The sequence below is a fragment of the Agrobacterium tumefaciens str. B6 genome (assembly GCF_001541315.1).
GTDB lineage: Bacteria > Pseudomonadota > Alphaproteobacteria > Rhizobiales > Rhizobiaceae > Agrobacterium > Agrobacterium radiobacter.
Window position 1 is genome coordinate 74,017 of the sequence record NZ_LMVK01000014.1, and the last position, 13,325, is coordinate 87,341.

General features: G+C 59.2%; 12 protein-coding genes and 1 tRNA gene. 8 read left to right on the top strand and 5 right to left on the bottom strand.

Features of this window, described 5'->3' with window-relative positions; translation table 11 throughout:
* Positions 1–50: 50 nt before the first annotated feature.
* The 3 genes from gpt to ASB65_RS14110 all read right to left on the bottom strand — a co-directional run bounded on the left by gpt (position 51) and on the right by ASB65_RS14110 (position 2,588).
* The gene (gene gpt / locus ASB65_RS14100) at positions 51–548 is read right to left on the bottom strand and encodes a xanthine phosphoribosyltransferase (RefSeq protein ID WP_060724333.1); all 498 of its coding nucleotides are present in this window, start codon (positions 546–548) and stop codon (positions 51–53) included.
* Between the two features lie 299 nt (positions 549–847).
* Positions 848–1,693, bottom strand: coding sequence for a universal stress protein (locus tag ASB65_RS14105; RefSeq protein WP_060724325.1), 846 nt, complete (start codon positions 1,691–1,693; stop codon positions 848–850).
* Positions 1,694–1,796: 103 nt separating this feature from the next.
* Positions 1,797–2,588 carry a competence/damage-inducible protein A gene (locus ASB65_RS14110; protein WP_060724326.1) on the bottom strand — a complete coding sequence of 264 codons (792 nt, stop codon included), beginning with the start codon at positions 2,586–2,588 and terminating at the stop codon, positions 1,797–1,799.
* Positions 2,589–2,866: 278 nt separating this feature from the next.
* Here ASB65_RS14110 and wrbA point away from each other — a divergent pair, with 278 nt between their 5' ends.
* Entirely contained in the window at positions 2,867–3,466 is a 600-nt protein-coding gene (gene wrbA / locus ASB65_RS14115) for an NAD(P)H:quinone oxidoreductase type IV (RefSeq protein ID WP_003509751.1), read from the top strand.
* Positions 3,467–3,978: 512 nt separating this feature from the next.
* Here wrbA and ASB65_RS14120 read toward each other — a convergent pair.
* On the bottom strand, positions 3,979–4,224 hold the full coding sequence (locus ASB65_RS14120) for a DUF982 domain-containing protein (RefSeq protein ID WP_003509748.1): 246 nt from the start codon (positions 4,222–4,224) through the stop codon (positions 3,979–3,981).
* A gap of 94 nt (positions 4,225–4,318) precedes the next feature.
* Positions 4,319–4,621 carry a hypothetical protein gene (locus ASB65_RS14125; protein WP_003509745.1) on the bottom strand — a complete coding sequence of 101 codons (303 nt, stop codon included), beginning with the start codon at positions 4,619–4,621 and terminating at the stop codon, positions 4,319–4,321.
* A gap of 707 nt (positions 4,622–5,328) precedes the next feature.
* On the opposite strand from ASB65_RS14125, the gene ASB65_RS27340 reads away from it, so the two are divergent.
* The 7 genes from ASB65_RS27340 to ASB65_RS14155 all read left to right on the top strand — a co-directional run bounded on the left by ASB65_RS27340 (position 5,329) and on the right by ASB65_RS14155 (position 13,122).
* Entirely contained in the window at positions 5,329–5,481 is a 153-nt protein-coding gene (locus tag ASB65_RS27340) for a DUF3309 family protein (protein WP_003495626.1), read from the top strand.
* A 240-nt stretch (positions 5,482–5,721) separates the two neighbouring features.
* A tRNA-Cys gene (locus ASB65_RS14130) sits at positions 5,722–5,795 on the top strand.
* Between the two features lie 43 nt (positions 5,796–5,838).
* Positions 5,839–6,084 carry a hypothetical protein gene (locus tag ASB65_RS14135; RefSeq protein ID WP_003509743.1) on the top strand — a complete coding sequence of 82 codons (246 nt, stop codon included), beginning with the start codon at positions 5,839–5,841 and terminating at the stop codon, positions 6,082–6,084.
* 183 nt (positions 6,085–6,267) lie between these two features.
* The gene (locus ASB65_RS14140; protein WP_060724327.1) at positions 6,268–6,939 is read left to right on the top strand and encodes a protein-L-isoaspartate O-methyltransferase family protein; all 672 of its coding nucleotides are present in this window, start codon (positions 6,268–6,270) and stop codon (positions 6,937–6,939) included.
* Between the two features lie 390 nt (positions 6,940–7,329).
* Complete coding sequence (gene popZ / locus ASB65_RS14145; protein ID WP_060724328.1) at positions 7,330–8,316, top strand: cell division protein PopZ; 987 nt, start codon at positions 7,330–7,332, stop codon at positions 8,314–8,316.
* A gap of 219 nt (positions 8,317–8,535) precedes the next feature.
* Entirely contained in the window at positions 8,536–11,379 is a 2,844-nt protein-coding gene (locus tag ASB65_RS14150; protein ID WP_060724329.1) for a valine--tRNA ligase, read from the top strand.
* A gap of 459 nt (positions 11,380–11,838) precedes the next feature.
* A complete protein-coding gene (locus ASB65_RS14155) occupies positions 11,839–13,122 on the top strand; it encodes an outer membrane protein transport protein (RefSeq protein WP_060724330.1) in 1,284 nt (427 codons plus the stop codon).
* The last annotated feature ends 203 nt before the right edge of the window (positions 13,123–13,325 follow it).

Below are 13,325 nucleotides of genomic sequence, written 5' to 3' on the forward strand. Positions count from 1 at the left end.
CCCTCGGCGGGGCGGTTTTTCCTGTCCGATTTTTTAATGACGGCCGGCAATCAGCCGCGCGATCCCTTGGCGATCGGCTCCTGATAGGTGAAGCCCATGTCCCAGGGAAAATAAATCCAGGTATCCTGGCTGACTTCGGTGACGAAGGTGTCAATGGTCGGCACGCCCTTCGGCTTGGCGTAAACACAGGCGAAATGCGCCTTCGGCAGCATTTCACGCACTTCAAGCGCGGTCTTGCCGGTATCGGTCAGGTCGTCGACAACAAGTACGCCTTCGCCGGCATCGCTCGTCAGTTCCGGGGCCACGCCCTTCAGCAGAACCGTGTCGCCCTGGTTCACATAGTCATGACGCGTGGCGATGCAGACCGTGTCGATCATGCGGATATTCAGTTCACGGGAAATGATCGCCGCCGGCACGAGGCCGCCGCGGGTGATACAGACGATTGCCCGGAACTCTTTATCGAGACCGGCAAGACGCCAGGCAAGCGCACGGGCGTCGCGGTGGAACTGGTCCCAGGAAACGGGAAAGGCTTTATCGGGAAGGGACATGTCGTCTACCATCTGGTCAAAATTGTCGATGGCTTTGGCTAATAGCCGCAAGACCGGCAAAAAGGCAAGCTTTCCGCTAAAAGGACAGGGCGGGAGATTGCCGCCTGTTTCTTCTCCCCGCCGGGGAGAAGGTGGCCCGAAGGGTCGGATGAGGGGGAAGCCTCACCGCATATCTCGACTGTCGCCCCCTCATCCCGCTGCCGCGGACCTCTCCCCGGCGGGGAGAAGAAACAAGCGGTGATCGCTGTTATAATGCGGGATACGGAGGGTATGCGGCACTGTTTGCGCCGCATCCTTATTCAACGCGACAGCAGCGTCATCGCCGTCATGGAATCGAGCAGCGTGCGCGTCACGCCGCCGAACAGCAGCTCCCACCAGCGGGAATGGCCATAAGCGCCCATGACCAGAAGGTCGATGCTGTTGTCCGACAGGCGGTTTTCGATCGCGGCCTGCGGCGAGATCCCTGCGATCTTTTCCTGCGAGGTGACGGTGACATTGACGCCGTGGCGGGCGAGGGTGGCGGCCAGTTCCGCACCGGCAAGACCGGAAGACTGCGTTTCGCTTTCGGCCTGATCGACGGAGAAAATCTCGACGCTGTCTGCGGCCTTCAGGAAGGGCAGGGCGTCGAAGGTCGCGCGGGTCGCCTCGCGCGAGCCGTTCCAGGCGATCAGGACGCGCTTGATCGGTTTGGCGACGGTCAGCACATGCGGCACGAGAAGAACGGGGCGGCCGCTTTCATAAAGGAAGCCGTCAATATCCGAGCGGCTGTCTGACAGTGCAGAGGAGCTGCTCTGGCGGGCGACGATGAGATCGGCGCAACGCGCGCTGTCGATCGCCGATGCGGAGGCGTAACCCACCGAGGTGACGAAGCTGCGCCATTCATGCGAGATGCCATTGGCGGACAGGGTGTGCTCGAAGGCGGTTCCCACGTCGGTGGTTTCCTTGTGCGCCACATCCTGCAGCGCCTGCACGGTGGCGGGATCGGGAATTTCCATCGGCGCGACGAGCGGAACGGCGGCCAGCGTTTCCATGTGCAGGCCAATCACATGCGAGGAAAACTGGTCGGCAAGGCTCACCACGAATTCGCCGAGCTTTTGCGTGTTCGCAACATTGTCGACCACTGCCAATATCGTTTTGTAACCCATTTCTCTCTCCTCGGTGCAATGTCTTTTCTAGGGGGAGAGTGGCCGTCTTTGCCGATGGCCACCTTGATTTTGGTCAAACTTTTTTGTTTCAGGCCTTTTCGTTTCAGGCGGTTGCATCGCCCTTGCTGGCGGCCAATTGTTTCTCCTGGCCGATGGTTTCGATCATGGCCGCAACCGCTTCGGTCGCCGCCTTCAGCACGCCAGCGTCGCGGGCGCGCACGACGATCTCCGTCGAAAAACGCTGCCCGTCATATTTCGGATAGGAGCCGATGCTGGTTTCGGGATGCGCCTTCTGGATGGCCGTCAGCGGCGTGCCGATATCACCTTCGCCATAGGGCGAACGCACCGCCTGCGACATGACTTTCGCGCCGGTGCGCAGCGTCGGCATGACATTGTCGAGCATGGCCTGGAACACCTGCGGCACGCCGGCCATGACGTGGACATTGCCGATGACGAAGCCGGGGGCGACGGAAACGGGATTGGCGATGTGGGCGGCGCCTCTCGGCATGCGCGCCATGCGCTTGCGCGCCTCGGTGAATTCCATCTCGCGGACGCGATACATGTCACCGAGCAGGCGCAGCGCCTCGGCGTCGTGTTCGCAGGGCAGGCCGAATGCCACTGATACCGCATCCGCGGTGATGTCGTCATGGGTCGGGCCGATGCCGCCCGAGGTGAAGACATAATCGTAACGGCTGCGCAGCGCGTTCAGCGCTTCCACGATCGCTTCCTCCTCGTCGGCGACGATGCGCACTTCCTTCAGGTCAATTCCGGACATGGTGAGCACATCCGCGAGGTGCCCGATATTCTTGTCCTTGGTGCGGCCCGAAAGCAGTTCGTCGCCGATCGCAAGCATGGCGGCGGTAACAACGGAGGAGGTGGAGGAGGGGTTGGACATGGGTGCACTCGTCATCTGTCTTGTCAGACGTTAACGCCGCGCCAGTGCGAATGCAAAGCGGTTTTAAAGAAACGCAAAACGGGGATTGGTTGACGATGGCATCGAGTGTTCACTCATCGTGAACAGTGCGTATGCCAATCCCCGGCTGGCGAGAGACCGATCCGTCCGCTACGTTTTTGTCATACGGTTTTTACAGGTCAACGCCGATGATCATCGAGTTTTTAAAGAAGCTTGTCGCCGGTACGCCGGAAACAGTTCCAGCAAAGGAAACGAAGAGAATGACGAAGGTTTTGGTACTTTATTACTCCTCTTACGGCCATATCGAGAAAATGGCCTATGCGGTTGCCGAGGGCGTGAAGTCCACCGGCGCGGAAGCCGTGGTCAAGCGCGTTCCCGAACTCGTTCCGGAAGAGGTTGCCAAGTCCTCCCACTTCAAGCTGGACCAGCCGGCTCCGGTGGCGACGGTGGACGAGCTGGCGGATTACGATGCGATCATCGTCGGCGCCGGCACGCGTTTCGGCACGGTGGCGTCGCAGATGCGCAATTTCTGGGACCAGACCGGTGGCCTGTGGTTCAGTGGCAAGCTGGTCGGCAAGGTCGGCTCGGCCTTCACGTCGTCCGCCACCCAGCATGGCGGTCAGGAATCCACCATTCTCGGCTTCATCCCCACTTTCCTGCACCACGGCATGGCCGTTGTCGGCCTGCCCTATGCTTTCCAGGGCCAGATGGGCGTTGATGAAATCAAGGGCGGTTCGCCCTATGGCGCCTCCACCATCACCGATGGCGATGGTTCGCGTCAGCCTTCCGAAATCGAGCTGGAAGCCGCTCGTTATCAGGGCGCCCATGTCGCCAAGCTGGCCGCCAAGCTTTCTGCCTGATGTGATGATTTGTTGAAACAGAAATGCGGCCCAAAAGGCCGCATTTTTTATGCCGGAACGTCAAGTCGCCGGTTCTGTCGGAGATAGATTTTTGAGGTGGGTCAAATCGGCAGGTTGACCATGAAAAGGCAGCTTGCGACCACGAAGCCGATCATCGAGATTTCGAGAAAACCGTTCAATCCGTCACGCATTCCAACCCTCCTCCTGTTGAGTGAAAAGAGAACGGTCAAAGTTTATCGCGGTTCCATAACGAAAGAATGAAATTCAGGAAATTCTAAAATCCAGCCTCTCCGCCTTTCGACGGAGGGCGTTTTCACGCTTCAGCCTGTGACGACGAAGGCGACCACGAGGTGGCCGAGAAGGCCGATCGCCAGGCAGGAGAGGAGAAAAATGAACAGGGCTTTTTTCATGTTTCCGGAAGTTTCCATCTGTTGCGATCCATCGAACCTGTCTTGTTGAAAACGTAGCGCTGCAGGCGGCATTTATAGTCTGCGGCCCCAGTTATTGCGCCGTCAGGCCTTGATATCGAGGCCCGCTTCGATTGCGGCTGCGATGAAGGCCTTGCGCGCGTCCTCGGGCTTTTTCCGGCCTGCATCGACGGCGGCGCAGATCAGCAGCGCCTTGTCCAGCGCATCGCCGTCTTCTATCGGCCAGTCCTCGATCAGCGCCCAGGAGGCGGCCTGCGTGGTTTCGATGCTCGTGTAATCGCCCGGCGTTTCGAACGCGATCAGGACGGGTTTTTGCCAGCGCGTATTCATCGCCTATCCATCGTGGTTGTTGCGCCCGGCTCTAAACGAAGCGGTCAGGATGCGCAATCCCGTTGCGGATGCGTTTCTGCCGGTTGCGGTGCGGTCAGTCGTCGCGCCCGAACAGCCAGTCGCGAATGATGCGCCGGTCGATGAGTTCCAGCGAGCGGTCGGGCGCAATGCGATAGGTTTCCACCGCCCTTGTGCTGCCGTCTATGCGGAATTCATGGCTGAAGGTGCTGCCGATCGGCGATTTCGTCAGCTTGGTGCGCGGCTGGCCCCTGTAGATGATGCTGCCGGGGATGGGTTCGACATAGGGCGCGGGGCCGACATAGGCGGTCGTGCCGGCGGTGCATCCGGCAAGTGCCAGTGCAAGCGCTATAGTGGCCGATGATGCGAGCGTTTTCATCCTGTCCTCCGAAGTGCGTCTGTGAAAACGAGATGGAGGCGCGGCGGTTCCCGGCGGGCAAGGGGCCGGAGGCGATTTTCCCCGACTATTTGCTTTTCGGATTCTGAATGTCGCGCGCGACCCAGCGAAAGAAAAAGTAGACGAGCAGGCCAAAGATGAAAAGCGGGATGAGGTTCGCAAAACCGGACATATGATTCTCGTTTCTCCCTCCCGGCACGGGGTCTAGCCGGACTGAAACCGGCAAGGCAAGGCAAAGGCGTGACACGGTCGGTAAAATATCCGTGTGCCTGCAAAGGAGAATTTGAGGCCCTTGGGGAGGGGCGGGAGAGATCTGGCGCACTGCCAGTGATGCCAGATCTCTCCGTCTCCCGCCAGTTTCAGGGTACGGGGGACTGGCGCTTAATATGACGGACAACTGCCGATAGACATAGGCCGAGAAATTACCACGAATAAATCGCTGGTTTGGTCGATCCGCGTGAGGGCAGGCCTGTCATTCGCATCCGGAGCTTCCCGCCGCGATATAATTAGCCAGAGAATTACTTCAGGAGACGGGAGCAAGGGCCGCATTCTTGAACTGCCGGTGTAACCCGTTGAAACGGAACAGGATGCCTGCCTGCAATTATGCTGCCGGACCTGCAGGAAAGGGAACTTTTTGCGCGTTTCATCATTCAATCAGGCAGACACATGCCAACAGTGGAGGGTTACACATGCTCGGCACCATCCTCGTCATCCTGCTCATTCTTTTCCTGATCGGCGCGCTGCCCAGCTGGGGTTACCATAATTACGGCTACGGCCCCTCGGGTGGTCTCGGACTGGTTCTGGTCATCGTCTTGATCCTGGTCCTGCTTGGACGGATCTGACCGATCGGCATATAAGATGCAGCATTGCCCGCGACGGCGCAAACGCGCCGGATGCGGGCTTTGTTTTCTTCCGAGATATGAAGCAGATACAAAAAGCTTCGGAATCTTAAGCGCTTAGGTGACCCACTTTTGCTGCGTGCCGGTCCTATCCGAAAAAACACTACATTCGGAACGAACCCTCTTGCGCCCATAATGGATTCGTTCTAAATGCCCGCCATCGCTTGATTGATGAGCGTGTGAGGCCTCGTGGCGGAGTGGTGACGCAGAGGACTGCAAATCCTTGTACCCCGGTTCAATTCCGGGCGAGGCCTCCAAATTTCTCCACCATCGGCATTACATCAGATCTGCGACCCGTAGATGACGCGCATGCGCGCTGTTTTTTTGGCCAGAATGCAGGAGGAGAGCGTGGATCAGGATCGGCAGGACAAGGCGGGCAACGGCGGGAAGCGAAGGCTCTGGCCATGGCTGCTCCTCGGTGTCGTGACTGTCTTGGCGATCTATGCCTATGTGACGACGATCCAGATGATCGAGGACCTGACGCAGCTTTGGAGCGATCTCGTTCAGCTTTTCTGGTGGATCATGCCGGATATTCCTGCTTCCTGACGATGCGATTCACGCCAATCGCGGGAAATTTACATCACCCTCCGGTGCTTTTTAGGACCTCAGCCAATGAGCGCGCTTGAAAGCGCAGCCTCTGGCAATTATGAGATTGTTTTAACGGTCGGCTGCATCTTCCGACTTGGGCTGGTTTTTGGCCCCTATCCGTGAAATTGAGGCGATAAGGACATGATGGATTTCGAAACCGCACGCGCCAATATGGTCGACAGCCAGTTGCGCACGACCGACGTGACGTCGCATTCCGTGCTGAAGGCGTTTTTGAGCGTGCCGCGCGAGGCTTTCGTGCCGGCGGGCGTGCGGCAGATTGCCTATGTGGACGAGGATCTGCAGATCTGTCCCGCCCGCGATGGCCGCCCGGCCCGTTATGTCATGAAGACTTCGCCGCTGGCGAAGCTGCTGCAGCTTTCGGCCGTATCGAAGGAAGACGTCGTCCTGGAAGTCGGCGGTGGTGCAGGTTATGCGGCTGCCATTCTTTCCCAGCTTGCCGGTTCGGTGGTCTCGCTCGAAAGCGATGAGGCCCTGGCCGCGCAGGCGACCGAGACGCTGGTTTCGCTCGGATATGACAATGTCGCCGTCGTGACCGGCGATCTCGAAAAGGGCTATGCGGGCGAAGCGCCCTATGACCTCATTTTCATCAATGGCTCGGTGGAAGAAGTGCCGGCGGCGTTGACCGACCAGCTGCGTGACGGCGGACGTCTGGTTGTCGTTGTCGGATATGGCGGAGCCGCGAAGGCCACCGTCTATCGCCGCGATGGCAACGGCACATCGACCGCTACCTTCTTCAATGCGTCGGTCAAGCCGCTGCCGGGTTTTGCCAAGGCGGCTGAATTCGTTTTCTGATCGGCAAACGATCATTGTCTTTTTGACGCCGGGGTGGACTTTCCGCCCCGGCGTTTTTGCGTTTGGTTTGCCGGAAGAGCGCTTCCTTCCGGCCGCTCTCACAAAGCTGTGCATCATCACGAAACTTGTCGAATCAGTGATTTAGTTCCTCGCTATGCTGACCTAAACTAAGGGTGATTCGGGGTGTGCGTATTTCTGCCCCGCATGATCCTGCGACTAGGACGGCAAAATTGCTCAAGCGCTTTGGCCGACCATGTTTCAGAACATCGGTTTGACGATCGATTTTGGTTGTCTGAAACGCGATGTGCGAATTGAACAGGTCAAGGAGCGCTTTATCCGATGTCCGAGGGATGCGGTAGGGCGCTCGAAGAGTGGAAACCGGGGATTGATATGGCTCAGCCAAGCGTAGCGCGTGAACCGTCCATGGAAGAGATTCTGGCGTCTATCCGCCGGATCATCGAAAGCAACGAGACCGGACCCACCGGCGCGTTTTCCGGGCAGTTGCCGCCAGTCTATGACGATGAAGACGAGGCTGCAAGCGAAGCGGCTTTCGTGGCGGAGCCCATCAGCCCGCCGGCACGCGTCCCCCCCGCCGCAAACCAGGCTTTTGGCGCACGGCCTGCGCAGGATTTTTCGCCGATTTCTGAAGGGCCCATGGTTGAACGGCAGGAAAGCTCTGCCGAAAAGACCATGTCGCTTGCCGATGTCGCCGCCCGCGTGCGTGCCGCCGCCGACCGTAACGTCGCCATGGGACCGCAGGCTTTCGCCGCGCAGGCGCAGCGTGGCGCGGCCGAGATCGCGTTGCCGGCCGCAGCCGCCCCGAATGTATCGCAGCCTTCGTCGGTATCGTCTTCCGACCGCGCCGCGCCGCAGCGCCCGACGGATGTTCGGCCGCTGATGGCAGCCGTGGCGGCCGCGGGTGTAAACGAGCAGCCGGCGTCTTTTGCCGCTGAGGATCGCGCCGCCGCTGCCGCCGTCGAAAGCGCGCCTTCGGCCGAAAGCCGCTTCGATCAGCTTACGCTGCGCGGCGCCATTGAAACGCCGCTGACAGCGGAGCGTTTCGACATCGCGGTGCTGAACCCTGTCGGTGAGACGCCGACATTCGATCTGGCCGAGGTGCAGGCAAAAGACGAGGCGGATGTTGAGGGCGGCCTGTCGCTCAATCTGCTTTCCGCCGCTGCCGGTGCGCAGATCGCCCGTTCCTTCAACGAGCTGGCGGAGGTTTTTGACGGTGTCGAGCGGCGCTCGATCGAGGATATGGCCGCCGAGATGCTGCGCCCGATGCTGCAGGACTGGCTGGAAGACAATCTGCCGACGCTGGTGGAGCGTCTCGTGCGCGAGGAAATCGAGCGCGTGGCGCGCGGTTCGCGCCGCTAAGTCCCGCTCTTGTCGCATCTGCAATTGCTGATGATGCGATGAAACAGCGGCCGCTCCGGCAACGGGGCGGCTTTTTTGTTGAAGATGAAGGTGTTATGGGGTCATAGTCACCCGTGGGTCCGCTCAATGGTTGGCTCGCGGGCGGGTTTCTGTTGACTCTCTCCCGTCCATCCTTATTTAAAAAAATCCACACAAGAACTCTAAAATTCAGGTCAGGAAATGCTCGAAAAGACCTACGATTCCGCATCCGTCGAACCGAAGATCGCCAAAGCCTGGGACGAGGCTAATGCTTTTCGTGCCGGCGCCAACGCCAAGCCGGGCGCGGAAACCTTCACCATCGTCATCCCGCCGCCGAATGTGACCGGCTCCCTGCATATGGGCCACGCACTCAACAACACGCTGCAGGATATTCTGGTCCGCTTCGAGCGTATGCGCGGCAAGGACGTGCTGTGGCAACCGGGCATGGACCATGCCGGCATCGCCACGCAGATGGTCGTCGAGCGCAAGCTGATGGAAGGCCAGCTTCCCGGCCGCCGTGAGATGGGCCGCGAGGCTTTCGTGGAGAAGGTCTGGGAATGGAAGGCCGAATCCGGCGGTCTGATCTTCAACCAGCTGAAACGCCTTGGCGCATCCTGCGACTGGTCGCGTGAGCGCTTCACCATGGATGAAGGTCTCTCCGAGGCTGTACTCGAAGTTTTCGTCACACTCTACAAGCAGGGCCTGATCTATAAGGACAAGCGTCTGGTCAACTGGGACCCGAAGCTGCTGACCGCGATTTCCGACATGGAAGTCGAGCAGATCGAGGTCAAGGGTAATCTCTGGCACCTGCGCTACCCGCTCGAAAAGGGCGTTACCTATCAGTATCCGATCGCTTTCGATGAGGAGGGCAAGCCCACCGAGTTCGAGACCCGCGATTATATCGTCGTCGCCACGACGCGTCCGGAAACGATGCTCGGCGATACCGGTATTGCGGTGAACCCTGAGGATGAGCGTTACAAGGGCATTGTCGGCAAGCACGTCATCCTGCCGATCGTCGGCCGCAAGGTCCCGATCGTTGCCGATGACTATGCCGATCCGACCGCCGGCACGGGCGCCGTGAAGATCACGCCCGCGCATGACTTCAACGATTTCGAAGTCGGCAAGCGCTGCGGCCTGCGCGCCATCAATGTCATGAATATCGACGGCACGATCACCATCAAGGAGAACGAGGATTTCCTCGAAGGTCTCAGCCATCCCGCTGCGCTGCACGGCGCATGGGATCGTCTGGAAGGACAGGATCGCTTTACCGCGCGCAAGATCATCGTTGAAATCTTCGAAGAGGCCGGGCTGCTCGACAAGATCGAGCCGCACAAGCATGTGGTGCCGCATGGCGACCGCGGCGGCGTGCCGATCGAGCCGCGCCTGACCGACCAGTGGTGGGTGGACAACAAGACGCTGGCGCAGCCGGCGATTGCCTCGGTTCGCGAAGGCCGCACCAATTTTGTGCCGAAGAACTGGGAAAACACTTACTTCCAGTGGATGGAGAATATCCAGCCGTGGTGCATCTCGCGGCAATTGTGGTGGGGACACCAGATTCCCGCATGGTATGGCCCGGACGGGCAGGTCTTTGTTGAGAAGACCGAAGAAGAGGCCCTGCAGGCCGCCATCCAGCACTATATCGCCCATGAAGGTCCGTGGAAGGCCTGGGTCGAAGAGAAGCTTGAGAACTTCGCGCCGGGCGAAATCCTGACGCGCGACGAAGACGTGCTCGACACCTGGTTCTCGTCGGCGCTCTGGCCGTTCTCGACACTCGGCTGGCCCGAACAGACGCCGGAACTGGCGCGTTATTACCCGACCAACGTGCTGGTCACCGGTTTCGACATCATCCCCTTCTGGGTGGTGCGGATGATGCAGATGGGCCTGCATTTCATGAAGGACGACGCCGGCAATCCGGTTGAGCCCTTCAGCACGGTCTATATTCACGCGCTGGTTCGCGACAAGAACGGCCAGAAGATGTCGAAGTCCAAGGGCAACGTCATCGACCCGCTGGAACTGATCGACGAATACGGCGCGGATGCGCTGCGTTTCACGCTGGCCATCATGGCGGCGCAGGGTCGCGACGTGAAGCTCGATCCGGCACGTATCGCCGGTTACCGCAACTTCGGCACCAAGCTTTGGAACGCCACGCGCTTTGCCGAGATGAATGGCGTCAAGCGCGATCCGCACTTCCTGGCTGAAACCGCATCGTTGACCATCAACCGCTGGATCCTGACCGAGCTTGCCAATACGGCGCGCGACGTGACGGCGGCGCTTGAGAATTTCCGCTTCAACGATGCGTCAGGCATTCTCTATCGCTTCGTCTGGAACCAGTTCTGTGACTGGTATCTGGAACTGCTGAAGCCTGTCTTCAGTGGCGAAGACGAAAAGGCGAAGCGGGAATCCCAGGCCTGTGCGGCCTATGTTCTGGAAGAAATCTACAAGCTCCTGCATCCCTTCATGCCCTTCATGACCGAAGAGCTGTGGGCGCACCCGGCGGGCGAGGGCGAGGAGCGGGATGATCTGCTTTGCCTCACCGACTGGCCGACGCCGGAGTTCCGCGATGATGCCGCAGCTGCGGAAATCAACTGGCTGATCGATCTCGTCTCCGGCATCCGCTCCGCGCGCGCCGAAATGAACGTGCCGCCGGGCGCCACCGCGTCGCTTGTGGTCGTCGGTGCCAATACCTCCCCCGAAGCACGGCTCGACCGCCACGCCGCCGCCATCCGGCGTCTGGCGCGGGCGGATGAAATCCGTGCCGCCGAGGTTGCGCCGAAGGGTCCCGCGCAGATCATCGTCGGCGAGGCGACGGTATGCCTGCCGCTCGGCAACCTCGTTGATCTCGCGGCTGAGCAGACCCGTCTCGAAAAAGCGATCGGCAAGGTGGATGCGGAAATGGAACGCATCGACAAAAAGCTGTCGAACGAAAAATTCGTGGCCAATGCCGATCCGGAAGTGGTTGCTGCCGAGCGCGAGCGCAAGGCCGAGCTGGAAGTGCAGCTTGCAAGCCTGAGAACGGCGCTCACACGGGTCAGCGAAGCGGGGTAATACCGCTTACGGCTTTGGAGAAACAAAAACGCCCCGTTTGAAACGGGGCGTTTTTTTGCTTTGGCGTAACAAGTCGTCTCGATTGATTGCTGCACTGCAATGGCGAATCATGTGCGCTCGAATGAGCGATTATTTCACGCCATTTTCAGCCAGAAACTGTCCGAACAGTTAAAAAAGCCAACAAAAACGGCCTGATAAGCGCGTTTCCTCGGGAAACCCGTGAGTGTGGTTATTTGGAGACAATTCCCGTCTCAAGTGGGAATTTGTTTCATTTTATGTCGGATTGCTTCAATTGGATTAGAAAAATAACCTAAAATGACTATGCAAGGGGATCGACATCAAATTCTTACGTAAAAAATGGAGAAGTGTCGCAGAACTGTGCCAGTGTGCGGCAGATTGTCATTTGCTGCGAAGCGCTTCACTCTTTTGATGATCACATTGCCTTGATTGGGGAGAGAGATGGCAAAAACTGCAATTTTTCGCGGCGCGGTATGTTTCGCAGTCAGCATCGCGGCGGTAACGCCCTCACTGGCGGGTGGCCTTGAGCGCGGTGGTTACAATATCGACCTGCTGTTCGATCCGTCCGATTATGTTCTCGACAGTTCCGCGACCTTTGTCGCGCCGCAGCGCAAGGTGGAGAATGCGCGTGACAATCCGCTGAAGAGCGGTGGTCCGCTGCCTGGCTCTTGGTCCACCACGGCCGACGATTCTGAAAACTACTGGTCGACGCGCGTTGGCGCCAAGGCGGCAATCGGCGATTTCGGCGACTGCATGTTCGATTATTCGCAGCCCTGGGGCGCGGATCTGAACCCCGGCATTTGGCAGGGATCGAGCTACAATATCGAAACCAAGGTCAAGTCGCACAATTACGCCACCACCTGCCGGGTGAAGTTCGATCTTGGCAAGGGTGACTTCTCGATCATCGGCGGCGGCTTCTATCAGGAGATCAGCGGTTACAAATACCGTCAGGTCGTATCCCCGACGGCGCTTGGCCCGGCTTATCCTTCCCTGTTTTCCGGTGTCGGAAAGCTTGATATGGAAGGCGACGGCTGGGGATGGCGCGCAGGTATCGCCTATGAGATTCCGGAAATCGCTTTCCGCACGAGCCTCGTTTATAACAGTGCCGTCGATCACGATTTGAACGGTACGGTCGACCTCAGAAGCCTTCCGGCTGCTGGCAGCCCGGCCCTCATCGCTTACGGCGGCAAGGTCACTCCCGTCTATGGCTCGGTTTCCATGCCTGATAGCCTGGAACTGAAGGTGCAGTCCGGTATCGCGCCGAACTGGCTTGCCTTCGGCTCGGTAAAGTGGACGGACTGGAGCCAAATTCAGGTCGTGCCTTTCTGCCAGGTTGGCGTGCCGACCTGTATTGCGGGTGTCACCTCGCTCACGACGCTTGACCTTTATTATCGCGACGGCTGGACGGTTACCGGTGGTATTGGCCACAAGTTCAACGACCAGTGGAGCGGCGCTGTCAGCCTGACCTGGGATCGCGGCACATCGACGGTTATCGGTACGCAGACCGATACTTGGATGGTTGGCACCCAGCTCGTTTATTCGCCCACTCCGAACGTCGAGTTCAAGATTGCCGGCGCTCTCGGCCTGCTGACATCGGGTGAATCCTCGATCCGCGGCGGCCGCTGCAGCAACATCGGCACGGCGACCTGCGGCGACGAGGCTGGTTACAGCTTCGGCAGCGACCTCGTCGCAGCAATCTCGACCGGCGTGAAGGTCAAGTTCTGACACCATCCTTCCGCAGATGCTAAAATAAAGGTCCGGTTTACCAACCGGGCCTTATGGGATGGCCCGCCCTTTCACCCAGCATCGAGTACAGTGCTGGCATTCGGAAAGCGAAAGGAACGAGCCAATGTCTATTGCTATTCTTGGAATTGATCTGGGCAAGAACTCCTGCAGCGTGGTCGGCGTCGATGCGGCGGGAGCTGTGG